Source organism: Frigoribacterium sp. CG_9.8, from assembly GCF_015751965.1.
Taxonomy (GTDB): Bacteria; Actinomycetota; Actinomycetes; order Actinomycetales; family Microbacteriaceae; genus Lacisediminihabitans.
Genome location: NZ_JADOVH010000001.1, coordinates 694,098 through 716,517 on the forward strand (window position 1 = coordinate 694,098; position 22,420 = coordinate 716,517).

Annotated in this window: 22 protein-coding genes and 1 pseudogene; 11 read left to right on the top strand and 12 right to left on the bottom strand. The window is 63.2% G+C overall.

The genetic code is table 11. From position 1 onward, the window contains the following. The first annotated feature begins 35 nt into the window (after nucleotides 1–35). Together IWX88_RS03460 and gatB are read left to right on the top strand one after the other, a co-directional pair. Complete coding sequence (locus IWX88_RS03460; protein WP_196827181.1) at nucleotides 36–1,175, top strand: DMT family transporter; 1,140 nt, start codon at nucleotides 36–38, stop codon at nucleotides 1,173–1,175. 9 nt (nucleotides 1,176–1,184) lie between these two features. Beyond that, the gene (gatB, locus tag IWX88_RS03465; RefSeq protein ID WP_196827183.1) at nucleotides 1,185–2,687 is read left to right on the top strand and encodes an Asp-tRNA(Asn)/Glu-tRNA(Gln) amidotransferase subunit GatB; all 1,503 of its coding nucleotides are present in this window, start codon (nucleotides 1,185–1,187) and stop codon (nucleotides 2,685–2,687) included. Nucleotides 2,688–2,746: 59 nt separating this feature from the next. Here the strand turns inward: gatB and IWX88_RS03470 are convergent, their stop codons facing one another. Both IWX88_RS03470 and IWX88_RS03475 read right to left on the bottom strand, forming a co-directional pair. Next, complete coding sequence (locus IWX88_RS03470) at nucleotides 2,747–4,132, bottom strand: serine hydrolase (protein WP_196827185.1); 1,386 nt, start codon at nucleotides 4,130–4,132, stop codon at nucleotides 2,747–2,749. 35 nt (nucleotides 4,133–4,167) lie between these two features. Next, complete coding sequence (locus tag IWX88_RS03475) at nucleotides 4,168–5,154, bottom strand: NYN domain-containing protein (protein WP_196827187.1); 987 nt, start codon at nucleotides 5,152–5,154, stop codon at nucleotides 4,168–4,170. Nucleotides 5,155–5,391: 237 nt separating this feature from the next. Between IWX88_RS03475 and IWX88_RS03480 the strand changes: the two genes are divergently transcribed. Further along, the gene (locus IWX88_RS03480) at nucleotides 5,392–5,871 is read left to right on the top strand and encodes an SRPBCC family protein (protein WP_196827189.1); all 480 of its coding nucleotides are present in this window, start codon (nucleotides 5,392–5,394) and stop codon (nucleotides 5,869–5,871) included. A gap of 50 nt (nucleotides 5,872–5,921) precedes the next feature. Next, nucleotides 5,922–7,238: an MATE family efflux transporter gene (locus tag IWX88_RS03485; protein WP_370568148.1), complete on the top strand. Its 1,317-nt coding sequence runs from the start codon at nucleotides 5,922–5,924 to the stop codon at nucleotides 7,236–7,238. Here IWX88_RS03485 and IWX88_RS03490 read toward each other — a convergent pair. Continuing rightward, a complete protein-coding gene (locus IWX88_RS03490) occupies nucleotides 7,235–8,605 on the bottom strand; it encodes an NAD(P)/FAD-dependent oxidoreductase (RefSeq protein WP_196827191.1) in 1,371 nt (456 codons plus the stop codon). The genes IWX88_RS03485 and IWX88_RS03490 overlap by 4 nt on opposite strands. Next, nucleotides 8,602–8,979: a hypothetical protein gene (locus tag IWX88_RS03495; RefSeq protein WP_196827193.1), complete on the bottom strand. Its 378-nt coding sequence runs from the start codon at nucleotides 8,977–8,979 to the stop codon at nucleotides 8,602–8,604. The genes IWX88_RS03490 and IWX88_RS03495 overlap by 4 nt, the downstream gene beginning before the upstream one ends. Nucleotide 8,980: 1 nt before the next feature. Here IWX88_RS03495 and IWX88_RS03500 point away from each other — a divergent pair, with 1 nt between their 5' ends. The 3 genes from IWX88_RS03500 to IWX88_RS03510 all read left to right on the top strand — a co-directional run bounded on the left by IWX88_RS03500 (nucleotide 8,981) and on the right by IWX88_RS03510 (nucleotide 11,947). Then, nucleotides 8,981–10,018 carry an NADPH:quinone reductase gene (locus IWX88_RS03500; protein ID WP_196827195.1) on the top strand — a complete coding sequence of 346 codons (1,038 nt, stop codon included), beginning with the start codon at nucleotides 8,981–8,983 and terminating at the stop codon, nucleotides 10,016–10,018. Between the two features lie 152 nt (nucleotides 10,019–10,170). After that, nucleotides 10,171–11,010 carry an aldo/keto reductase gene (locus IWX88_RS03505; protein ID WP_196827197.1) on the top strand — a complete coding sequence of 280 codons (840 nt, stop codon included), beginning with the start codon at nucleotides 10,171–10,173 and terminating at the stop codon, nucleotides 11,008–11,010. A gap of 328 nt (nucleotides 11,011–11,338) precedes the next feature. After that, the gene (locus tag IWX88_RS03510; protein WP_231368748.1) at nucleotides 11,339–11,947 is read left to right on the top strand and encodes a hypothetical protein; all 609 of its coding nucleotides are present in this window, start codon (nucleotides 11,339–11,341) and stop codon (nucleotides 11,945–11,947) included. 16 nt (nucleotides 11,948–11,963) lie between these two features. Here IWX88_RS03510 and IWX88_RS03515 read toward each other — a convergent pair whose 3' ends face one another. The 7 genes from IWX88_RS03515 to IWX88_RS03545 form a co-directional block, all read right to left on the bottom strand. Then, nucleotides 11,964–12,908: a glycine betaine ABC transporter substrate-binding protein gene (locus IWX88_RS03515; RefSeq protein WP_370568176.1), complete on the bottom strand. Its 945-nt coding sequence runs from the start codon at nucleotides 12,906–12,908 to the stop codon at nucleotides 11,964–11,966. A gap of 71 nt (nucleotides 12,909–12,979) precedes the next feature. Next, the gene (locus tag IWX88_RS03520; RefSeq protein ID WP_196827203.1) at nucleotides 12,980–13,768 is read right to left on the bottom strand and encodes an ABC transporter permease; all 789 of its coding nucleotides are present in this window, start codon (nucleotides 13,766–13,768) and stop codon (nucleotides 12,980–12,982) included. Then, nucleotides 13,765–15,009, bottom strand: coding sequence for an ABC transporter ATP-binding protein (locus IWX88_RS03525; protein WP_196827205.1), 1,245 nt, complete (start codon nucleotides 15,007–15,009; stop codon nucleotides 13,765–13,767). Before IWX88_RS03525 ends, IWX88_RS03520 begins: the two co-directional genes overlap by 4 nt. Beyond that, on the bottom strand, nucleotides 15,002–15,643 hold the full coding sequence (locus IWX88_RS03530) for an ABC transporter permease (RefSeq protein ID WP_196827207.1): 642 nt from the start codon (nucleotides 15,641–15,643) through the stop codon (nucleotides 15,002–15,004). The genes IWX88_RS03525 and IWX88_RS03530 overlap by 8 nt, the downstream gene beginning before the upstream one ends. Before the next feature lie 255 nt (nucleotides 15,644–15,898). Continuing rightward, nucleotides 15,899–16,126, bottom strand: coding sequence for a three-helix bundle dimerization domain-containing protein (locus IWX88_RS03535; protein ID WP_196827209.1), 228 nt, complete (start codon nucleotides 16,124–16,126; stop codon nucleotides 15,899–15,901). 116 nt (nucleotides 16,127–16,242) lie between these two features. Further along, nucleotides 16,243–16,455: a hypothetical protein gene (locus IWX88_RS03540; RefSeq protein ID WP_196827211.1), complete on the bottom strand. Its 213-nt coding sequence runs from the start codon at nucleotides 16,453–16,455 to the stop codon at nucleotides 16,243–16,245. After that, on the bottom strand, nucleotides 16,452–17,189 hold the full coding sequence (locus IWX88_RS03545) for a hypothetical protein (protein ID WP_196827213.1): 738 nt from the start codon (nucleotides 17,187–17,189) through the stop codon (nucleotides 16,452–16,454). The genes IWX88_RS03540 and IWX88_RS03545 overlap by 4 nt, the downstream gene beginning before the upstream one ends. Before the next feature lie 507 nt (nucleotides 17,190–17,696). Between IWX88_RS03545 and IWX88_RS03550 the strand changes: the two genes are divergently transcribed. Further along, nucleotides 17,697–19,142: a sugar porter family MFS transporter gene (locus IWX88_RS03550; RefSeq protein WP_196827215.1), complete on the top strand. Its 1,446-nt coding sequence runs from the start codon at nucleotides 17,697–17,699 to the stop codon at nucleotides 19,140–19,142. On the opposite strand, the gene IWX88_RS03555 is transcribed toward IWX88_RS03550, so the two are convergent. Further along, nucleotides 19,126–20,070 carry an SDR family oxidoreductase gene (locus IWX88_RS03555; RefSeq protein ID WP_196827217.1) on the bottom strand — a complete coding sequence of 315 codons (945 nt, stop codon included), beginning with the start codon at nucleotides 20,068–20,070 and terminating at the stop codon, nucleotides 19,126–19,128. The genes IWX88_RS03550 and IWX88_RS03555 overlap by 17 nt on opposite strands. 201 nt (nucleotides 20,071–20,271) lie before the next feature. Between IWX88_RS03555 and IWX88_RS03560 the strand changes: the two genes are divergently transcribed. From IWX88_RS03560 to IWX88_RS03570, 3 genes and pseudogenes are all read left to right on the top strand, one after another. Continuing rightward, entirely contained in the window at nucleotides 20,272–20,763 is a 492-nt protein-coding gene (locus IWX88_RS03560) for a CarD family transcriptional regulator (protein WP_196827219.1), read from the top strand. 107 nt (nucleotides 20,764–20,870) lie between these two features. Next, a pseudogene (locus IWX88_RS03565) lies at nucleotides 20,871–21,134 on the top strand (ArsR/SmtB family transcription factor); the annotation flags it as partial. After that, a complete protein-coding gene (locus IWX88_RS03570; protein WP_196827223.1) occupies nucleotides 21,127–22,377 on the top strand; it encodes an MFS transporter in 1,251 nt (416 codons plus the stop codon). The pseudogene IWX88_RS03565 and the gene IWX88_RS03570, both read left to right, overlap by 8 nt. Nucleotides 22,378–22,420 lie beyond the last annotated feature (43 nt).

The following is a 22,420-nucleotide window of genomic DNA, read 5'->3' on the forward strand; positions in this document are numbered from 1 at the left end:
TGACTCCTTATCTGGCACCACAATATCGTGAGCACATGACACGGAAAAGCGGGGTGATCACCCCGAAATCGTCCACCTCGCTCGGCCTCCTTTTCGCGCTCATCGCCGCCGCGACTTTCGGCATGTCCGGTGCGTTTATCAAGCCGATACTCGAGGCGGGCTGGAGCCCCGCGGCCGCGGTAACGGTGCGCGCACTCATCGGCGGCATCGTGCTCGCTCCGGTGGCTGCTGTTGCACTCCAGGGGCGATGGTCCGCGCTCTGGCGAGCTCGCTGGCGCGTGCTCACGATGGGATTCGTCGGCGTCGCCGCAACCCAGTTGGTCTATTTCGCCGCCATCGAGCGCCTTTCGGTGAGCACCGCGATCCTGCTGGAATACATGGCACCACTGCTACTCGTTGGATTCGTCTGGGCGACCAGTCGCCGGATCCCGAAGGCGGTCGTGCTGGTTGGCTCGGTTGTTGCGGTTGCCGGTCTCGTGCTCGTGGTGTCCCCGGGAGCAACGGGAAGCTTTGACCTGCTCGGCCTGGGTTTCGCCGGGCTCGGAACCATCGGGTGCGCCATTTACTACGTCGTCGCCGCGCGCCCCAGTGATGGCCTGCCGCCCGTCGCGCTCGCGGCATCCGGGCTCCTGATCGGTGGAGTCATGCTCGGACTCGTTGGCCTGATCGGGCTGGTGCCGTTTTCCGCCACCTTCGGCGAGGTGCGCATGCTTGGCACCTCGGTCGAATGGTGGGTGCCGCTTCTCGTTGTCGGGGTGTTTGCCACAGCGATCGCTTACGCGGCGAGCATCACCGCGAGCGAGATGCTGGGCTCGAGGCTCGCCTCTTTCGCCGGGTTGCTCGAGGTCATTGCCGCGGCCCTCTACGCCTGGCTGCTGCTGGGGGAGAGGCTCTCGATTGCGCAGCTAATAGGCGGCGCGCTGATCCTGATCGGGATCGGATTTGTGCGGTCAGAGAAGACCTCGGCATCGGTCGAGCCCGGATCTTCCGTCGAGTCCGGCCCGACTTTCGAATCGGATGTTTTCGTCGAATCGGACATATTCCTGGAAGCGGATGTCTTCTTCGAACCGGAGCCGCCCGCGACGGGGTCAGTGGAACTTGCTCCGAGGGAGGCCTCGCCCATATTCCCGACCGGGCCCTCTCTCTCGACCGGGCCGCTGGAACTGCCCCGGTAGAATTGAGGCATGGCGTATTCAGCGGAACTCATGGACTACGACGAAGCTCTCGAACTATTCGAGCCGGTCCTCGGCTTCGAGGTGCACATCGAGTTGAACACGAAGACCAAGATGTTCAGCGATGCGCCGAACTTCTTCGGCGGGGAGCCGAACACGAATGTGACTCCGGTCGACCTGGGTCTTCCCGGCAGCCTCCCGGTCGTGAACGAGCAGGCCATCAAGTATTCGATCTCGCTCGGTCTCGCTCTCGGGTGCAGCATCCGCCCGTCCAGCCGCTTTGCGCGCAAGAACTACTTTTATCCGGACCTCGCCAAGAACTACCAGATCAGCCAGTTCGACGAGCCGATCGCGTTTGATGGAACTGTCGAGGTCGAACTCGAGAATGGCCGCGTCTTCCAGATTCCGATCGAGCGAGCGCATATGGAAGAGGATGCCGGCAAGCTCACCCACATCGGCGGCGCAACCGGTCGCATTCAAGGAGCGGAATATTCGCTTGTCGACTACAACCGTGCCGGTGTGCCCCTCGTCGAGATCGTCACGAACATCATCTACGGTGCCGAGAAGGATGCCCCGGAGCTCGCAAAAGCGTATGTCTCGACCATTCGCGACATCGTGCGCTCCCTCGGAATCAGTGACGCAAAAATGGAGCGCGGCAACCTGCGTTGCGATGCCAACATCTCGTTGAGCCCGCGCGGGTCTGGCACGCTCGGAACACGCACCGAGACCAAGAATGTCAACTCGCTGCGGAGCGTCGAGCGCGCCATCCGCTATGAGATCCAACGCCAGGCGGCAATTCTTGCCGGTGGCGGCACGATCACGCAGGAAACCCGTCACTGGCACGAGGACACCGGTGTGACCTCCGCCGGCCGCCCGAAGAGCGATGCGGACGACTACCGCTACTTTCCCGAGCCGGACCTTCTGCCGGTCGAGCCGTCCCTCGAACTGATCGAAGAGCTTCGGGCTGCGCTTCCGGAAGCGCCAGCCGTGCGGCGGCGGCGACTCAAGGACGCATGGGGCTTCACCGACCTAGAGTTTCAGGATGTCGCAAACTCCGGACTCCTGGTTGAGATCGAGGAGACCACGGCCGCCGGTGCATCCGCGGCCCAGGCCCGCAAGTGGTGGACCGGGGAGATCGCACGACTGGCCAATGTGGCCGACGTTGATGCATCATCCCTCGTCTCTCCGCTGCAGGTCAGCGAGCTGATTGCCCTGATCGAGAACGGCGAGCTCACGGACCGTCTGGCCCGCCAGGTACTCGAGGGAGTGATCGCCGGTGAGGGCTCGCCCGCGGCGGTCGTCGAGTCCCGTGGCCTGAAGGTGGTGTCGGATGACGGCCCGCTCATCGCCGCGATCGACGAGGCTCTCGCGGCCCAGCCCGATGTGCTCGAGAAGATCCGCGATGGCAAGGTGCAGGCCGCTGGCGCAGTCATCGGTGCGGTCATGAAAGCGATGAAGGGCACTGCGGATGCCGCGCGCGTTCGTGAGCTGGTGCTGGAGCGGGCGCAGGGTTAGCGCTACCTCAAACGGCCCATGCCGTAATCGGTGGAGCTGTCACCCTTCACCCGCGAAATTCAGTGGCGGGGCACTGACACCGCGTGAGTGTGCGGCGGCAGATCGCTGAAGGCCACGTTTTGGGCGACATCGAAGGTGACGGTGTCATCCGCGAAGGTCAGCGTGGCGGTTCGGGAGTACGGGGTTGTTACGGAGTGCGCCCGCACGGCCAGGGTGTCGGGGGAGACCCAGGCGCCGCTCGCCCAGATCCGTGAATCCGCAGACGCAACCCAGTCGCCGTAGCCAAACTGGATCACAGTGACCGTACCGTTTTCGTCAACGGTGAGCTGCCCCGGTTGCACCGTCACTGCTGTGACGTCCGGATGCTCGAAGGCGAAGCGGATGCCACCCACCCGGTCTGCCGTAGCGGTGGTGGCTTCCCCGGCAACGGGTGGCAGGGTGAGTGCCGCGAGCGAAGCGGTTAACGGGCTCTCGGAGGCAAGCAGCGGCGAGTCGCCGAATGCTGGGAGGAGGTGCTCCCACACCAGATCGAGTGCGGCTTGCGAAACCGGGAGAGCCGACGTGAGCACGACAACAGCATCCTGTTTCGGCAGCACGATACAGAATTGGCCGAACGCACCGTCGAGGCGGTATCCCGCGGGACCGTTACGCCAGAACTGGTAGCCGTAGCCCTGCCGACCATCGAGGTCGTGATCGGTATCGGAGGTGGCCACCTGCAGCGAGGTGGCCTCGTCGATCCACTCCGCCGGTACAAGTTGACTTCCACGCCAGCGCCCCCGCTTCAGCAGGAGCTGTCCGAAAATCGCCAGTTGTTCGGTGGTGATGCTCAGTCCCCAGCCCCCGGCATCGATCCCGTGGGGGGAACGCTCCCAGGTGGCATCCGTGATTCCGAGCGGTTCGAAGATGCGCGGGGTCAGGTAGTCGAGTAGCCGCTGCCCTGTGGCACACTGCACAATGGCCGACAGAAGATGCGTCGCGCCACTGTTGTATACGTAATGGGTACCGGGCACAAACTCGAGGGGCTGAGCCAGAATGGTGTGAGCCCAGTTGTCACCGTGAGAGTCATCGGTGAGTGAGACGGTGTCTGCCGCATGTCCGGTAGTCATCGTGAGCAGATGGCGCACCGTCAGGGCCGACAGGTGGTCATCGACCTCCACCGGCAGGTCATGCGGAAGCAGATCGACCACCCGGTCATCGAGCGTGATGAGGCCCTCGCTGATGGCGAGCCCGACAGCGACGGAGGTGAAGCTCTTGCTCACCGAAAACATCATGTGCGGGTGCATGGCAGCGTAGGGACTCCACCAGCCCTCGGCAACGACCGTGCCGTGCCGCAGCACCATCACACTGTGCAGGCTGTCCAGGCTGGCATCGGCTGCCTGGATGAAGTCGAGAATTGCGGACGAGGCGATACCTTCAGCCTCTGGCGTGCTGCGGGGAAGCATCATTTCCCTATTCTGCTGCCGCAACTGCCGTATTTCGGTTATCCCGTCGGCGAGGCTGCAGGCCTCAGTCGGATTCTGCGGGAATTGCTGGCCCCGCCGTCATCCATTTCTACCTGTCCGCTGCGCGACTTAACGAAGTCGGTGAAGGTCTTGTAGCCCAAGGCTGACTCGCTGAACGCCGGGTCCATGCGCCGCATCTGTTTCTTGACCTCCGAGCTCGGCATCCACTCACTGTCGCTCTTCGCAACACCCAGTTGGAGCGCTCGCATCATCAGATTCGTCGCCGCGCGGGGAGAGAGCTTGATCGGCTCGTCGTCTTCGACCACCGGGGTCTTGGACTTTTTCACAGTAGCTTGCTTGCGCGTGGCCGTGGGGGGAGGATCGGATGCCGCAACGGCTGGTTCCACCGGTCCCTCGATCGTGGCCGCGTCGTCATCGCCGGGGTTGAGGCCCGGTAGGTCGTCGTAATCCTGAAATTCATCGCACGCGGCGACGAGGGATCGACTGGTGGCACCGGCCACCCCGATACCCACGACGTACCGCCCGAGGCGCTTACACCTCTGGGCGAGTGCGATGTAGTCGGAATCGCCAGCAACGATGACAACGTGAGTGAGATCGTCCAGGCGAAACAGATCTTCGACCACATCGACGGCGAGCCGGATATCGGCGCCGTTTTTCATCGCCTGCGTGGTGGGAAAGAGCTGGGTGAGGTCGACCGCGCGATCGATGAGCTGCTTCTGGTAGCTCGCGTTCGCTTTGGCCGACCAGTCTGCGTAAGCGCGGCTGATAACGATGGGTCCGAATGAGGATGCATAGTCGAGCACCGCACCGAAGTCGACGGTTGCCACCCGCAGCCGCGTGCCGATAACTCCCGGGGTTCCGTCGGCTCCGGCCGTATCGGGCCCGAAGTTACGGGCGCCATCGGTGCTGAACCTGCGCACGCCATGAAGCTGGTTATACCTCGACACCACGATGTTATCGAAGTCGATGTAGACGGCTATGCGGGTGTCGATGGGTTCAGGCATTCGGCGCCTCTCGGTTCGGTGGGCACCAGTCTCGTAGCCCACATGCTATGCGCGGATCCGCTCGGGGGCCACACCGCGCGCGCATTTCCTGCTGATCCGCATCAGTACCGGGGATGCTTTCGTGGAATCATCGAGACACCGACCAGCGGATGTCGACCTTGTGCGGCGCCACCAGCAGACCAATGCCCGCACGACAGCTCAGAGAAACATCCGTCATCACCAGGAAAGAGGCACCGAATGTCTGGACGCAGCGCAACCGCCAGCACTGAACTTCTCGCCACGGCCACCCTCGAACACGCCTGGAGGATCGCCACAATGCACACTCCGGTGGGCCTCTACCCGAAGGCCGGACTGCTACCAGCAGTAGTGGAGGTGCGTGACCAGACCGGCGACTGGGACAGCGCTGGTCAGACTCGCCAGCTGATGCTCTCGGATGGCGGAAGCGTGATCGAACGCACGACCAACGTGGATCGACTCGAGTTCTTCGCCTACAACCTCACCGACTTCCAGAGAATATTCGGCGTGATGGTGCAGAGCGCCCGCGCGGAATGGACCTTCTCGAAAGCACCGAACGGCACCCTCATCCGCTGGCGATATACCTTTTATTCCACGCCGGGCTATGGGCTGCCGCTCGCGGCGATCATCAAGTTTCTTTGGGCTCCGTACATGGATCGTGTTCTCCCGGGCATCGTCACCGAGATCGAGCGCTCGCGCTGAAACCGGCATCGGCGGTCATGGCCGCGCATTCCGGAGGCTAGCCTGACCGGGTGAGAGTCCATCCGCTCGACCGCGAGATCCTGAGCTTGGCGCTACCGACGCTCGCGGCCCTCGTCGCGGAGCCGCTGTTCCTGCTTGTCGATACGGCGATGGTCGGGCATCTTGGCAGCGTGCCGCTTGCCGGGCTCGGCATTGCGAGCGTCGTGCTGCAGACCGCGGTCGGCCTGCTCATCTTCCTGGCCTACGCGACCACCCCAGCCGTTGCACGCTTACTCGGAAGCGGAGACCGGCGCGCCGCTGTGCGAGCGGGAGTGGATGGCGCGTGGCTCGCGCTCGCGGTAGGGTCAGCACTTCTCGTAGTGGGGGTGGTCTTCGCGCCCGCTGCCGTCGCGGCCTTCGGTGTCGCCCCGGATGTGTCGGCAGCCGCAGTGCGGTACCTGTCGATCTCCGCGTGGGGACTCCCCGCGATGCTCTTCGTGCTCGCCGCGACCGGACTGCTTCGCGGCCTGCAGGACACCCACACACCGCTGGTGATCGTGACCGTGGGATTTACTGCAAACGCCATTTTCAACGCGGTATTTATCTTTGGTTTCGGATGGGGGATATCCGGGTCGGCAGTGGGCACGGTCATCGCCCAGTGGGGGATGGCGGTGCTCTTTGCCGTGCGGGTGCGGAGGGATGCCCGCGCGGCCGGTGCGCGGCTACGACCCGGATTCGCGGGTGTGACCCTCGCTGCGGCATCCGGTGGCTGGCTGCTGCTGCGCACCGCATCTCTCCGATCGGCGATGCTCGCCACAGTATTCGCCGCGAGTCAGCTTGGAGTCACCGGGCTCGCCGCTCTCCAGGTGGCGCTCGTCGTGTTTTCGCTGCTCGCCTTCGTGCTCGATTCGCTCGCGATCGCGGGGCAGGTGATGATCGGGCACAGTCTCGGAGCATCGCAGCCCGACCGCGTGAGACTCGTGATGGGCCGCCTGGTGCGCTGTGGTGTGCTCGCTGGGCTGCTCATCGGTGTGCTCATCGCCGTTGTTTCTCCGCTACTCGGGCGGGTCTTCACGGGCGACGAGGCGGTGCTTCGCTCGCTGCTGCCCGTGCTGCTCGTGATGGCGGTGGGCGTGCCACTTGCGGGATTTGTTTTTGTGCTCGACGGGGTGCTGATCGGGGCCGGTGACGGGCGGTATCTCGCGCTCAGCGGCATCCTCACTCTTGCGGCGTATCTGCCTCTGCTCTGGTGGTCCGTGCTGATGGATGGAGTGCTGGCGCTGTGGATCACCTTTGCGCTGGGCTACATCGGGCTCAGGGCGCTTGCGCTCGGCATTCGAGTGCGCGGCCGTCGGTGGCTCGGAGTGCCCGGGAAGGGTATTCGCTAGAGCATCGAGCCGAGGTCTGCGCCGATGGAGGGGTAGGTCGCGGTCATCGATTTCAGCTGCCGGGAGGTTAGGCCGAGCTTGATGGCGAGGCCGAAGATGTTGATCAGTTCGGCGTAGCCGGGTCCGAGCAGATGCGCGCCGAGGATCCGATCGCTGGCTCGGTCGATGATGATCTTTGCGCTGGCGGTCGTTTCGCCCACGCGGTAGTTGGAATACCAGCCGCTGGTGTCGGTGAGGCGCACGTCAATGTCGAGTCCGCTGTCGCGGGCCTCGCTTTCGAGGATGCCGACCCGGTTGAGCTCTGGGATTGTGAAAACGGTGGTGGGCACGGCCGTGTAGTCGGGGGTTGTGCTGGTACCGACGGGCGTGGTGGACGCAGCAAGCATGTTGGAAGCTGCAACCTTGCCCTCGAAAACTGCGACGGGCGTCAGGGGCCTGCCGGGGGTGTCTGCGGAGTCGCCTGCCGCATAAACGGCAGGATTTGTGGTGCTTTGCAATTGCTCGGTGACGGTGACACCTCGCGGACCAGCGGCGATATGTGCGGCGTCGAGGTGCAGCCCATCCAGTTTGGCGATACGGCCGGCACCGTGCACCACCAGATCCGCGCCGATGGTCGAAGTCTTCCCACCCTGATCTACGGTCACGTCCAGTCCTGTGGCGGTGCGGGTCACGCCCACCACCGAAGTGCCGAGTTGCACTCGGATTCCGGTTTGCTCGGTCCGAGTCACGAGTGACGCAACCAGGTCGGGGTCAAACTCGCGCAGCGGCCGGTCGCCGTGGTCGATGATCACACAGTCCACTCCGGCGCGCGCCGCGATGTGCGCGAATTCGAAGGAGATGAACCCGCCACCGACGAACACGATCCGGTGCGGTAGCGCGTCGAGGTCGAGGAAGTCGGTGCTGTCGATCAGGTACTCATGGCCCGGGAAACTCAGCGGGCGAGGACTCGCACCCGTAGCGATCAGAAAACGCTTCGCACGGTGCTCTGTCCCGTCGATTTCGAGTTGGTTCGGTCCGGTAAACCGGGCGCTGCCGTGGAAGGTTGTCACCCCGTTGCCGATGAGTTCGTCCTCCATCCCCTGTGGCACAGCATCCGTGAAGCCTCGCTTGTGGCGCATCAACGCCGACCAATCAATCGAAAGTCCGTTCTCGGTGATGCCCTTACCTCGCATCAAGTGAGCGGCGTCGATTACTTCCGCGCCGCGGCGGAGAATCTTTTTCGGATCACATCCGCGCAGTGCGCAGGTGCCCCCGTAGGGAAGTGCGTCGACGATACCTACTCGCCACCCCTTGGATGCACATTTATTCGCGGCCGTTGTGCCGGCCATTCCGGCACCGATGACAAAAAGGTCGAATTCCCCATTCATACGCCAAGCTCCCGCCCAGATTGCAGACGGATCAGGTCGGGGCGAACCTGGGTGATGGTGCCCGGCTGCTCCGCGGTGATGGTCTGAGCGGTGATGGACTGAGCGGTGGTGGACTGAGCGGTGATGGACTGAGCGGTGATGGACTGAGCGGTGATGGACTGAGCGGTGATGGTTCGGTTAGGGCATTTATCGAGGTACTGCAACATGATCTGCATAGCCCTCACGATAAACCGTGATCGGACGTTCGCGGTCGAGTGGGCGCTGGTGTCGGCACTGGACAGCAGCAGCATCATCATCATCCGCGTCGTCGTCGTGATGACACCTTTTGCCGCGGGAAGCCGGGAAGGATCGGCGGCGCGTAGCGTTGGTTCCATTATGAAAGCAATCGTCTATAGCGAAACTGGCTCCCCATCTGTGCTGCGCCTCGTCGATCGGAGCGTGCCTGAACCCCAAGCTGGAGAGGTGCGAATACGAGTTGTCGTTTCCGGCGTCAATCCCACCGACTGGAAATCGCGCCGTGGATCGAAGCCGGGTGAGTCGCTGGACTTCGAGGCGGTCGTACCCAACCAGGACGGTGCCGGTGTCATTGACGCGATTGGCGCGGGCGTGCACCGATTTGTGGTGGGGGACCGGGTCTGGACGGCGATTGCCGCCTTCGACAGTGCAAGCGGCGGCACCGCGCAGGAGTTTGCCGTGCTGCCAGAGGATCGCGTCTACCTGCTTCCGGATGCCGCCAGTTTCGACCTCGGCGCCACGCTCGGGGTGCCGGCGATGACTGCGCACCGCGCGCTCACCGTGGCCGAGGACGGCCCGTCTCGGCTTACTCCCGGTGCGCTCGCCGGAAAGTTCGTGCTGGTGGCAGGGGGTGCCGGTGCTGTCGGCCACGCCGCCATCCAACTCGCCCGCTGGGCCGGAGCAACCGTGGTCACGACCATCAGCTCTCCGGCGAAAGCGGCACTCGCCAGCGCTGCCGGAGCTCATCATGTCGTGAATTATCGTGACTCGGATGCTGCCGCTGAGATCCGCGCCATCGCACCGGACGGTGTCGACCTGATCGTGGAGGTCGCCCCCGATAAGAACGCCGAGCTCGACGGCAAAGTGATCCGCAATCGCGGTTCGATCGCCGTCTACGCGACCACCGGCGATCCGCTGGTGCTCGACATCCGCACGCTGATGACGCTCAACGTGCGTTACCAGTTCCAGTTGCTGTATACGCAGGGGCAGGATGTGCGGGATTCTGCGGCCGAAGACATCATCGCCGCGATCGCCGACAATGCACTACCTGTTGGTGCCGACGCCGGGCTTCCACTCCACCGGTATTCGCTGGCAGAAACCGCACAAGCGCACGCTGCGGTTGAAGGCGACATCGTTGGCAAAGTGCTCATCGATGTCGGGCCGTCGGACAATTACTGACGCAGCTACCGGCGCACATACCGGCGCACACACCGGCGCAGGAGGACCGACCCCCACACCGAGGGCCAAAATACGCTATTTCTGGGCATACGCGAGGCACTCGCGCTGTTGCCTTCTACGGACATGAAATGAACTACAGGAAGAAGCACGCTATGACTGAAGTACCCACCATCACCCTCAATAACGGGGTCGTCATTCCTCAGCTCGGATTCGGTACCTACCAGATCACCCCGCAGGATGCGAAGCAGGCGACTCTCGAGGCGCTCGAGGTCGGCTATCGCCACATCGACACTGCCGAGATGTACCGCAATGAAAAAGAGGTCGGTGACGCGGTCGCGGCATCGGGAATCGATCGCTCCGAAATCTTTGTCACCAGCAAGCTCAACAATGGATTCCACGAACGGGACGCCGCGCTCCGGGCGTTCGATGCAACACTCGACGCTCTTGGCTCCGACTACATCGACATGTTCCTCATCCATTGGCCGCTTCCCACCATCGGTGATTTCGTGGAGACCTGGAAGGCCATGCAGGAGATCTCCGAATCCGGACGGGTGAAAGCAATCGGTATCTCCAACTTCCAGGTGGCTCACCTGCAGCGGTTGTTCGATGAGACGAGCATCGTGCCAGCAGTGAACCAGATCGAAGTGCACCCGTATCTCGCCCAGGACGCCCTGCGTACCTTCGGCACCGACCATGGGATAGCGACCGAGGCATGGTCACCGATCGCCCAGGGCAAGGTGCTCGACGACGCGGTGATCGTCGCGATCGCTGAGAAGGTAGGCAAGACCCCGGCCCAAGTGACGCTGCGCTGGCACATCCAGCGCGGAGACATCATCTTTCCCAAGTCGGTCACCCGCTCGAGGGTCGAAGAGAACTTTGCGATCTTTGACTTCGAGCTGTCGGATGACGACATCCGGGCGATCACGCAGCTGGATCGACACGAGCGCACCGGACCAGATCCCGACGTATTCGACTACGTGCCCGCCAACTGACAGTGCTCACCAACGCTCTGGTTCTTGCGGGCGGCGGCATCGCGGGAATCGCGTGGGAGGTCGGCGTGCTCCGGGCGATCGCTGCGCGATCATCAGCGGACGACTGACGCGTGCCTGGCCGCCTTGGGAAGCAACCCCCTGGATCCGGACACGGCGGTCATCTCGGCGCGTGCAGGCTATGAGCAGGGCAGACGGATTGCTTCCGACATCGCGGCTTTCGTAGGGCAGTAGCGGCCAGGCGCGGGAAGTCCTTATTTCGCCTCACGCGGAAAAGCTGGAGATCCCGAGCACGGCAGGGGAAACTAGTCAGACACCGTGAGAAAAGGAAATGACCGTGGGATTCCTGGACCGACTGCTGGGCCGCGAAGAAGAGCCGAGAGTGCGCAGAGCCGCCCCGGCCGCAGAGCGCAGTGAAGACGAGATCGCTGTCGAACGCTACGAGTACCTGCTGCGTACGGCACCGCCCGAGACCATCGAGAAGGTGCACACCGAGGCCTTCTCGAAGCTCACACCCGAGCAGCGCGACATCCTGTTCGACAAGCTGACCGAGAATACCACCAGCACCGAGAGACCAGCGGATGCCGAGCCGGCAACGCTGGCAAAGGCGGCAACGCGCGCGGAACTTCAGCAGCCGGGCACCCTCACCCGCACGCTGGGTGGTTCAGCCCTCGGTGGTTCAGCCCTCGGTGGTGCCGGCGGCCCCTCCCTCGGCGGCATGTTCGCGAGTTCACTTCTCGGAAGCGTCGCTGGCTTCGTGATCGGATCCGCTCTGGTCAGCGCCTTCATGCCAATGGACTTCGGTAACGACGGTTCAAGTGCGGACGCGAGTGGAGCGGACGCCGGCGCCACGGATGCCAGCGGGGCCGATGGAGGGGGTTACGACGGCGGCGGCTTCGCTGGCGGGGACTTTGGCGGCGGGGATTTCGGCGGGTTCTAAGTTTCCTGAATCCGGATCAGTTGACAGCGGTAATGAAGCCGTTTTTCAGCATGAATTCGTAGGCGACATCGGCGGGCTCTTCGCCGCCGTCGTCCACCCGCAGATTGAGCTGGCGCAGGGTGGTGTCGGTGATCTTGGGAGAAATCTTGTCGAAGATATCCGTCAGCCCCGGATATTCTGCGAGCACCTGTGAGTTGATTACCGGCGCAACGTTGTAGGCGGGGAAAAACCCCCTGTCATCCTCGAGCACGGTCAGACCAAGCTTGTCGATTCTGCCGTCAGTCGTGTAGACCTCGCCAAAGTTGCAAGCGCTCCCGCGGTCGGTCGCGGTGTAGACAGCTCCCGTATCAAAGAGCTTTACTGCCGAGGCTGGCACACTGCTGTCGTCGCCGCGCGTCATGCCGTAGGCCTTGAGCATGGGGGTGAGACCGTCGCCGCGGGAGTTGAATTCCGGCTCGACGCAGAAGGTGCGCTCTGCGACCGGCAGCGTTGAGATTTGCGACAACTTTGTGATCCCAAGCTTCTTGCCCTCTTCTGAGCGGATTGCAAGCGCATAGGTGTTGTTCAGTGGGGCGGGCTCGAGCCAGCTCAGGCCGTTCGCAGTGTCCGCTTTCTTCACCGCTGAGTACTGTTCCTGCTTATCCGGGATCCCCTTCGTGTTGCCAAGATAGGTAAGCCACGCGGTGCCCGTGTACTCCCACACCATGTCGGCATCGCCGGAAGTCATGAGCTTGCGAGCGGGAACGCTGCCCGGAACGTTGGTGAGGTCCGTCACCTCGAACCCAGCGGCCGTGGCGGCGATTACGGCGATTTTACCGAGAATGAGTTGCTCGGTGAAGTTCTTCGACGTGATGGTGAGCGAGGCACCCTGTGGAAGATCTAGCGGGGTGATCGAGCCGGGGGATACTTTCGGAACATAGGCCGTTGCCGCCTGCAACCCGCAGCCGGTGAGCGCGAGCATGCTTCCGGCGATCACTGCGACGGTGCGGATGAGGCGGTCCGGGGTCGCGTGCTTAATCGGCGGGTTTTTCATCACAGTCCTTTCGGGCGGGCGACCTGTTCGACAATACGTCCAAGCCAGTCGATAGCGAGCGCGAGCAGCGCGATGAGGAGCGCTCCGGAAACGAGCACGCTGGTGAGGTAGAGGTTGACGCCGGTGACGATGAGAATGCCGAGCCCGCCGCCGTTTACGAACGCCGCGAGGGCTGCGGTGCCAACGAGCAGCACGAGCGCTGTTCGGATGCCCGCGAGCATTACCGGCACCGCAAGCGGCAGTTCGATGCGAAAGAGCACTGCGGCTGCACTCATCCCCATGCCCCGGCCGGCCTCGACCAGTTGCTCATCGACCCCGCGCACCCCGATCATCGTGTTGCGCAAAACCGGAAGGGCCGCATACAGAACCAGGGCGAGGATCGACGCCCAGTAGCCCGAGGTGACCAGAATCGCCAGAAGGACGACCAGGCCGATCGCGGGGGCGGCCTGTCCGATGTTCGCGATCGCGAGGATAGGAGCTGCGAGGCGACGCAGTCGGCGTCGGGTGAGGAGTACGCCGAGAGGGATCGCGATAACCAGCACGATGAGGGCTGCCACGAAGGTCAGGGAGAGGTGCTGGAGCGTTGCGGCCCACAGTGCGTCTGGCGCGAGGGTCGTACGTTCGGTGGGGGTGAGCGGTGCAAGCGACAGCCAGAGGATAAATCCGGCGAGTACAGCAAGGATGGCGAGCGGCTGCACGACGAGACCGCGCCACGACGAGTGTGCGCTGTCGAGCACTCGCCGGTCACTGATTCCGGATTCTGCGGGATCCGCTATCACGGCTGTCATACGGCGCTCGACTCGGTGAGATCAGACTCCGCAATGATGGAAACTTCACCGGAATTTGTGCCGGTCGGGGTGTCTGCGGACGCGGCGGCAGACGCGCGCGCTGAAGTGATGGCCTCCATCACCGTCTCAACGTCGATGACACCGAGGAAACGGTCGCGTTTGCCGGTGACAAGGGCGGCCCCGGCACTCGACACGAGCATGGTGTCGAGCGCGTCATTGAGTGTTGCACGGTGACCGACCACCGGCAGGTGGGCTTCACGGACAGCGGTGATTTTCTCGAGCCGGGTGAGCTGCCGACGCGTCAGCCACTGGATGGGACGCTCCCGCTCATCGACGACAACCACATGGTTGTGCTTCGCGGCAACTGCACGGGCGAGCACTTCGGACGCGACTTCTCCCGGGCGGGCGGTCACGGCATCCGCCAGCTCCACTTCGCCAACGCGGCGTAGCGTGAGCTGCTTGAGCCCAGCACCGGACCCGATGAAGTTTTCGACGAACTCGTTGGCCGGCTCGGCGAGAATCCGTTCCGGGGTGTCGTACTGCACGATGTGGGCGCCGTCACTGAACACGACGATCCAGTCGCCGAGTTTCACGGCCTCGTCGAAGTCGTGGGTGACAATCACGATGGTTTTTTGCAGCTCCTCCTGGATCCGGAGCAGTTCGTCCTGCAGTCGCTGTCGGGTGATCGGATCGACCGCGCCGAATGGTTCGTCCATCAGGAGCACCGGGGGATCTGCGGCGAGTGCCCGTGCGACTCCCACGCGTTGCTGCTGGCCTCCGGAGAGTTCCTTGGGATACCGGTCACGATAATCTGCCGGATCGAGGGAGACCAGCTCGAGGAGCTCGTCGACCCGGTCGGCGATTCGCTTCTTGTCCCAGCCGAGCATCTTCGGCACGATCGAAATGTTCGCCGCCACGGTGAGGTGGGGAAACAGCCCGCCGGCCTGGATCACATAGCCGATGCGTCGGCGCAGTTCATCGCCGTCGATATCGGTCACGTCTTCGTCGCCGAGAACTATTCGGCCCTCGGTCGGCTCGATCAGCCGGTTGATCATCTTGAGTGTCGTGGTCTTGCCGCACCCGGAGGGGCCGACGAGCATGACGATCTTGCCGGCCGGAATCTCGAGGGTGATGCCATCGACGGCCGGTGATTTTTGACCGGGATAGCGCTTGGTGACGCCCTCGATCAGGATTGATTTACCGCTGATGTTCGGGGCGTCAGATGTGGTGGTTTCAGACACGGATACCTCTTGATGTAGTGAGTCGGCCGAGGCCGATGAGGACGAGATCGAGAATGAGGGCGAGGATGACCACGCCGATCAGGCCGGTGAGGACCGACTCGAGCGAATTGGCGCCTCCAAGCCGAGAGAGACCGGAGAAGATTAATCCGCCGAGTCCCGGTCCGAGCACGTAGGCCGCGACGGCAGCGATCCCCATCACCATCTGTCCAGAGACACGGATGCCGCCGAGGATTACCGGCCATGCGAGAGGAAGCTCCACCTGCAGGAGCGTGCGTAGGCGACTCATTCCGATGCCGCGGGCCGATTCGACGATGCCCGGGTCGACGCCGGTGAGCCCGACGACGGTGTTGCGCAAGATCGGGAGGATCGCGAAGAATGTGACGACCGCGACTGCTGGCGGGACTCCGAATCCGAGCGGGGTTATCGCAAGCCCGACCAGCGCGAACGCCGGGATTGTGAGTCCGATTGTCGTGATTGTGTTGGCCGCCGAGCTGGCCGAGCGGCTGCGGTAGACCAGCGCTCCGATGCCAACGGCAAGAAGTGTTGCAAGCGCAAGGCATTGAACGACCAGGCTCGCATGCTGCCACGACGAGAAGACGATCTGGTCAAAATGACTCTGCACAAAATCCCACATGGATAGACCCTCCTCACGCTTTTCCCACGAAAAACACCCCCACAACTAGGGGTGCACGTTATCCAACTCTAATCAGCGATCGAGGAATATCAAGTTTGACATTCGGTGCCAAATGAGTGGTGGCATCCCGGAATCAGCGCCATCGTCAGGCACTTTGCGCCGTGCTCCGCGGGGTGCAACAGCAATCTGCACCCCCGGAAAGAGAGTCAGTGGTCGGCTGCCTCGAGACCGGGTAGAAGAGTCAGGGTAACGGGCTCAGCCCGCGAGAGACAGTGAGGGATCGCCAGCCTGGATGCGCCGCAGTCGCTCCTTGGCTGTGCGCTCTACGAGCACTGGCACGTAGTCGCGGATAGGGTTTCCGTCGAGTTGGCTGTGGGTCGCTGCGACCGCCTGCTCGACCTGCGCACGTTCGAGTTCGGGAAAGCGTTCACACAAGCGGTCGATGACCTTGGCGATGCCCTGGTCCTCTTGCAGCTGATCCATGCGCCGAGTCTGCGGCCTCGGGAGCCGGTAGTCAATCCGAAATGATCAGTTGTACGCCATTCGGAGTTTTCATTGGCTTTGCCCAACCGCCACCGTGTACCAGGTGCGGTCGCCGGTCAGACAAAGTCGTAGAGACCCTCGACGGCCCGATCAAGTGTGGCGAAGCTGCCGATCCGGCAGCCCGTGTCGTCGCTCAGAGCATAGCCAACCGGGGTGCGCGTGACAGTACCGGCAAGTTCCTCAGTGACCTGGTGCCGAATGATCCAGCGACACAGCCCACTGGCATCAACGAGAAACCACTCGGCATGACTTGCCGTCGCAGTACTCATCGGATCGATTCGCGATGCAGCGACCGGGTGCGGATGCTGCTGCCGGTGCCGGCAAGGATGTGCGTGAGCGTCGTGCGCGCGCTGGTTGGAAGCGTGATCACCTCGAGCGGCTCCTGAGTGCCGGCGAGAACGAGTTCGACGGGCAGGCCGCAGTCGAAGATCTGCAGTCCGGCGATGGCCCTGATCCGGACGAGAGCTGTTTCGGTCTCGCGCCGGTGGGGCAGAAAGACGACAGGCGCGTCCGCCGCTTCGGCCTGTACCCAGTGCAGGTAGCGGTCCATGGACATGCGGCCGTCCGTCGGCAGCGCGCTGCCGAGTAGCACCCGATTACCCGGCACGCGGATCGGTCGTGCGGTGCGCCGCAGCCAGTCGAAGCGGTGCGAGGTCACCGGGATGCTCTGATCGCTCAGCAGCGAGGTGCGCACGGTGCCGAACTCGAAGGCGGTGGAGATCTCGAGACGGTCCCGGGCGGCGAGCGCGAGCATCCGCTCCCGGGCCAGGATTCCCAGGGCGCCGAGCGCGACAGACTCGCGCTGGTGCGGACATGCATAGCTGGTGCGTCCGACCAGTGCATCCACGAGAGCCATGGCCCCCGATCCGTCATCGATAAGGGTGAGCGATCGCGGTGGGAGAACAGCGGAAGCGAGACGGAACTGGCCGGAAAAAGCATCGCCGACGGCCCAGTTGCGGTGGCAGCGGAGCAGCCGCCACGGAATGCCAAAAAAGGCACGCATTCTGCGAAGCGTGCGCCGCGGGAGAGCAGTTCTGCGGTGGTGGTGGACATATGTGTACTGGTGACGCGCAGGGCAACGACAATTTTGTGCGGCTGAGCATCGGCCCACTCCGCAGCGGCAATCAACTGCAGCGGGGATTCGACCCAGGCGATGGCGGGGGTGTGCCCGCGATCAGCCGATTGCATTTTCGGCGTTCGTGATGTGTTCAGACTGTTTCATGAGCGTGCGAGCGATCATTGCCCTAGCTTTGCCGCCGCACGTGGCGAAGAAGTTAACGGTGAACGACGATCAGCTAAAGCTCGGTCACGCGTGAAGGGTGCTGCTGCGTGATGGGTGCTGATGCGTGGCTGGTTGCCAGAGCGCAGCTCCGCCCGCAGCGGGTTGCGACCAGGCCACAGGATGCTCGCCCGCAGTCGTTCCACGTTCTCTAATACCCGTCCTTCGATACACGTGCGGGCCGAGCGTAGGCTTGACGACCGTTCCCTATTCGCCCCTCGGAAGCTCGTGATGACAGAAACCTCCAGCCCACGCACCAATCTCAAAGTCATTGCCCTCGCGCTGGCTGGCGCAGTGGGAGGCTTCCTCTTCGGCTTCGATTCCTCCGTGGTCAACGGTGCGGTCGATGCGGTGCAGAAGAAGTTCTCGCTCACTGCCTCCTTGACCGGTCTTGCGGTGGCCAGTGCACTGATCGGGTGCGCGGTAGGCGCCTACCTTGCCGGCCGCCTTGCCGACCGGTACGGGCGAATCCCGGCGATGATCGTTGCGGCGATTCTTTTCTTTGTCAGCGCGATCGGATGCGGCCTGTCGATCGGCGTCTGGGATCTGGTGATCTGGCGTCTCGTCGGCGGTCTCGGTATCGGTGTTGCCTCGGTGATCGCGCCGGCCTACATCGCAGAAATCTCGCCGCGACAGTTGCGAGGACGACTCGGCTCGCTGCAGCAGCTCGCCATCACCATCGGAATTTTCGCAGCGCTGCTCTCCGACACGCTGTTCGCCAATGCAGCGGGGGCGGCGGACGCGAAGTTCTGGTTCGGTCTGGAGGCATGGCGCTGGATGTTTCTCGCCGGCATCGTTCCGGCTGTCGTCTACGGCGTGATCGCCTTCTTCCTGCCGGAGTCTCCCCGCTACCTTGTGCTCAAGAAGCGCGACGACGACGTGCGCGCCGTCTTCGCCCGGATCTGGCCCAACGATGACGTGGAGCGGGCCATCCGCGACATGCGGGAGGCGATCACGACCGATGAAGAGGGATCGAAGAAGGGCGCGCTGCGGGGCAATCGCCTGGGGCTCAAACCGATTGTCTGGATCGGCATCATCCTGTCGGTATTCCAGCAGTTCGTCGGGATCAACGTGATCTTCTACTATTCGACGACGCTGTGGAAGTCTGTCGGATTCCAGGAGCGGGATTCGCTCACAATCTCGGTGATCACCGCGGTGACGAACATCGCTGTGACCTTCGTGGCGATTGCTCTCGTCGATCGGATCGGACGTCGGCCCATTCTGCTCTTCGGATCGGCCGGCATGACGTTGTCGCTCGCCATGATGGCTGTTGCGTTCAGCCAGGCAAATGTGGTCAACGGTGCACCAGCCCTTCCGGGGGCGTGGGGTCCGATCGCGCTTATCGCCGCCAACGTGTTCGTGGTCAGCTTCGGTGCCTCCTGGGGGCCGGTGGTGTGGGTGCTGCTCGGCGAGATCTTCCCGACCCGCATTCGGGCTCGTGCTCTCGGTGTTGCCGCGGCTGCGCAGTGGATCGCCAACTTCCTCGTGACCGTGTCGTTCCCACCGCTCGCCCAGGTCTCACTTGTGCTCACCTACGGGCTGTATGCAGCGTTCGCACTGCTGTCGTTCCTGTTCGTCTCCAGATTCATCCCCGAGACCAACGGAATGTCCCTTGAGCAGGCGAACACGCTGTTCCCGCAGAAAGGCAGCGCAAAGGCTGTTAGTCGTGAAAGGTGAGTGCGGTGAGGTTTTCCGACATTGTCCAGAGCCGCGCCGCATCCGCTCCTGACAGCGCTCGTCTCGGTATGGCGGCGAGCCTTGGGGCACCGGTGAGTTCGGCGAAGCCACTCGGCCCGTAGTACGACCCGCCCGCGGCATCGATGCTCGTCGCGGCATAGAGTGCGGGCAGGATTCCCTGGGGCGCGTGCTGCCAGAGCCACGGGATGCCCGCGGTCAGTTTCAGATAGCGGGCTACCGCCCCGCCACTTCCACCACCGGATTGCGGACCCGTCAGCTGCAGGTTGGTGAGCGTCGATCCGGGATGGGCGGCCATGCTGCGGATGCCCCACCCGGCTGCGTCGCTGCGCCGCTGGAGCTCACGAGCGAACACGAGCATCGACAGCTTTGATAGTCCGTAGGAGCGGTGTGGGCTGTAACGCAGTTCGGACTGCAGATCAGTCCAGTCGAAACGACCGGCGCGAGCAAGGATACTGCTGAGAGATACGACACGAGGAGCCTTGGCAACACGCAACCGGTCAAGCAGGTGCGCAGCCAGCGCGAAGTGCCCGAGGTAGTTACTGCCGAACTGCAGTTCAAAGCCGTCTTCGGTCGTTCCTCGCTTCGGCGGCATCATCACTCCGGCGTTGTTGATCAACAGGTCGAGTGGGCGGCCCTCCGCGGTGAACATGGCCGCAAAAGTCGCAATGTTCGCCAGCGAGGAGAGATCGAGGGGAAGCATCCGCAGTCGCGCGGTCGGGATATCCGAACGGATGCGGGCGATGGCCTCCTCGCCCCTGGTCCAGTTGCGAACGGCGAGTATCACTTCTGCCCCGGCGGCGGCGAGTCGCGCGGTGAGCGCAAAACCGAGACCGCTATTCGCGCCGGTGACGATCGCGAGCTGTCCGGAGAGGTCGGGCACGGTGATATCGGGCGCAGTTCCAGTCATGATCGAAGGCTACGCCCGACCTGATTCGGCCTCGGACCAGCCAGTTGGCAATTTAATCCGACCTCCGCACGTTATCCTTATCACGGTTTCAGACGTGGAACCGCTCGATGTCCCTCCAGGCAGTTACCCGCTTCAATCGCGCTTCAGCCGCGAGCGAGATGCCCCCTGCGATACAGAATCAACGATTGAAGGCATGAGCACATGATTTTCCAAGTCGGAGAGACCGTCGTCTATCCCCATCACGGCGCTGCAACGATCACCGCGGTGAAGACCCGCACGATCAAGGGTGAGCCGAAGGAGTACATCACCCTCAACGTGCACGCGACCGACCTGACGATCGAATTGCCGATCGAGAACGTCGAGCTCATTGGGGTTCGCGATGTGATTGACAGTGCCGGAGTTGAGGCAGTCTTCGATGTGCTGCGCAGCGACATGGTCGAGGAGCCGGGTAACTGGTCTCGTCGATTCAAGGCGAATACCGAGAAGATGGGCAGCGGAAGTGTTTATCGCGTCAGCGAGGTCGTGCGCGATCTCTGGCGCCGCGACCAGGATCACGGTGTCTCAGCCGGCGAGAAGCGGATGCTGCTCAAGGCCCGACAGATTCTGATCTCCGAGCTCGCGCTCGCGCAAAAGTCCACGGACGAAGAGGCCTCCGCGGTTCTCGACGAGGTGCTGGCGACAGTTTCGGCCTAACCATTCCTCGGCGCAGTCATCTGGTCCTGATAAGGGCCATCGGGGCTGGCCGAGAATCGAGACCACGCCGAAGCCGGAAATATGACCGTGAACTTTTGGGTCTCATGTTGAGTGGTTCGAGGCTGGCGGAAACCGTCGATAAATCACAGGCGGCCGTTTCGCAACACCTCGCGAAGCTCCGCCTCGCCCGCATCGTGACCACTCGCCGCGAAGGCACCCGGGTGTTCTATCGCCTGGCGAACGAACATTCTCAGCAGCTGTTCTCGGAAGCCATTTTTCAGGCCAAGCACGCTGTCGTCGCCACCCCGGCCCACCACCGCCAGCCCGGCAAGACTGTCGTCACTGAGCCGGGGGGTGCGGCTCATGCTTGAGGTGCTGCGCAACTCGGCGTATCGGAAACTGTTCAGCGCACAGGTCGTCGCCCTGGTCGGAACGGGCTTGCTCACTGTCGCGTTGGGGTTGCTGGCTTTTGACCTGGCCGGCGGTGACGCGGGCATCGTGTTGGGCATCGCGTTGACGATCAAGATGCTCGCATACGTTGGGGTTGCTCCAGTGATGTCGGCTCTCACCAGCCATGTTCCTCGCAAAGTTCTGCTGGTGTCGGCGGATGTTCTCCGCGCTGGTGTGGCGGTCTCGCTGCCGTTCGTCACTGAGGCGTGGCAAATCTACCTGCTCATTTTCGTATTGCAGGCCGCGTCCGCGACTTTCACCCCCGCGTTCCAGGCGCTGATCCCGGAGGTTCTGCCCGAGGAGAGCCAATACACGCGGGCGCTGTCACTGTCTCGGCTCGCGTACGACCTGGAGTCGTTGCTGAGCCCGATTCTCGCCGCGGCGCTGCTGACCGTCATTAGCTATCACTCACTATTCGTGGGAACTGTCTTTGGATTCCTGGGGTCGGCGGCGCTGGTCTTGTCCACAAGCCTGCCGGCAATGCGCGCCACCGCCGTCACGTCCTTCCTTGACCGCCTCACCCGCGGTGTGCGGGTGTTCTGGCGGACCCCGCCGCTGCGTTCGCTGCTCGCAATGAACATGGTCGTTGCCGCGTCGACCGCTATGGTCATCGTGAACACCGTCGTCCTGGTTCAGAGCACGTTCGGGCGCACCCAGATGGACTTTGCCATCGCGCTGGCCAGTTACGGGTTCGGCTCAATGCTCGTTGCCCTGGTCTTGCCGCGGGTATTGGACCGGTATTCCGATCGACGCGTGATGTTGCTAGGGTGCGGCATCCTGCCCGTCGGGCTCGTTGCTGTCGCGCTGCTAGTTCTCATTCGGGATTCCCCGCTGGCCTGGCCGGGCATGCTGATCAACTGGGTCGTGCTCGGAGCTGCGACCGCGCTGGTCCTCACGCCGTCAGCACGGCTTCTGCGACGACACTCCGACGACACGAACCGGCCCGCGGTCTTCGCGGCCCAATTTTCCCTCTCCCATGCCTGCTTCATCGTTACCTATCCGCTCGCGGGCATCCTCGGAGCGACTCTGGGGCTCGCCCCTACGGCCTTCGTCCTGGCGGCAATTGCTGTCGCTGCTGGCATCATCGCGACACGCTCATGGAAGGCAGAAGATTCGCCTGTCACCCCACGACCCCTCGACTGGCCGCCGTCGTCGTCGCGCTGATACGTCTGCAGAGTGCCAGCCTTATTCGGATAAAAATACCGCG

Coding starts and splice junctions, on each gene's coding strand:
- IWX88_RS03460 (WP_196827181.1), top strand. CDS start 36: ATGACACGGAAAAGCGGGGTGATCACCCCGAAATCGTCCACCTCGCTC.
- gatB (WP_196827183.1), top strand. CDS start 1,185: ATGGCGTATTCAGCGGAACTCATGGACTACGACGAAGCTCTCGAACTA.
- IWX88_RS03470 (WP_196827185.1), bottom strand. CDS start 4,132: ATGATGCTTCCCCGCAGCACGCCAGAGGCTGAAGGTATCGCCTCGTCC.
- IWX88_RS03475 (WP_196827187.1), bottom strand. CDS start 5,154: ATGCCTGAACCCATCGACACCCGCATAGCCGTCTACATCGACTTCGAT.
- IWX88_RS03480 (WP_196827189.1), top strand. CDS start 5,392: ATGTCTGGACGCAGCGCAACCGCCAGCACTGAACTTCTCGCCACGGCC.
- IWX88_RS03490 (WP_196827191.1), bottom strand. CDS start 8,605: ATGAATGGGGAATTCGACCTTTTTGTCATCGGTGCCGGAATGGCCGGC.
- IWX88_RS03495 (WP_196827193.1), bottom strand. CDS start 8,979: ATGGAACCAACGCTACGCGCCGCCGATCCTTCCCGGCTTCCCGCGGCA.
- IWX88_RS03500 (WP_196827195.1), top strand. CDS start 8,981: ATGAAAGCAATCGTCTATAGCGAAACTGGCTCCCCATCTGTGCTGCGC.
- IWX88_RS03505 (WP_196827197.1), top strand. CDS start 10,171: ATGACTGAAGTACCCACCATCACCCTCAATAACGGGGTCGTCATTCCT.
- IWX88_RS03510 (WP_231368748.1), top strand. CDS start 11,339: ATGACCGTGGGATTCCTGGACCGACTGCTGGGCCGCGAAGAAGAGCCG.
- IWX88_RS03515 (WP_370568176.1), bottom strand. CDS start 12,908: ATGCTCGCGCTCACCGGCTGCGGGTTGCAGGCGGCAACGGCCTATGTT.
- IWX88_RS03520 (WP_196827203.1), bottom strand. CDS start 13,768: ATGACAGCCGTGATAGCGGATCCCGCAGAATCCGGAATCAGTGACCGG.
- IWX88_RS03530 (WP_196827207.1), bottom strand. CDS start 15,643: ATGTGGGATTTTGTGCAGAGTCATTTTGACCAGATCGTCTTCTCGTCG.
- IWX88_RS03535 (WP_196827209.1), bottom strand. CDS start 16,126: ATGGATCAGCTGCAAGAGGACCAGGGCATCGCCAAGGTCATCGACCGC.
- IWX88_RS03540 (WP_196827211.1), bottom strand. CDS start 16,455: ATGAGTACTGCGACGGCAAGTCATGCCGAGTGGTTTCTCGTTGATGCC.
- IWX88_RS03545 (WP_196827213.1), bottom strand. CDS start 17,189: ATGCGTGCCTTTTTTGGCATTCCGTGGCGGCTGCTCCGCTGCCACCGC.
- IWX88_RS03550 (WP_196827215.1), top strand. CDS start 17,697: ATGACAGAAACCTCCAGCCCACGCACCAATCTCAAAGTCATTGCCCTC.
- IWX88_RS03555 (WP_196827217.1), bottom strand. CDS start 20,070: ATGACTGGAACTGCGCCCGATATCACCGTGCCCGACCTCTCCGGACAG.
- IWX88_RS03560 (WP_196827219.1), top strand. CDS start 20,272: ATGATTTTCCAAGTCGGAGAGACCGTCGTCTATCCCCATCACGGCGCT.
- IWX88_RS03570 (WP_196827223.1), top strand. CDS start 21,127: ATGCTTGAGGTGCTGCGCAACTCGGCGTATCGGAAACTGTTCAGCGCA.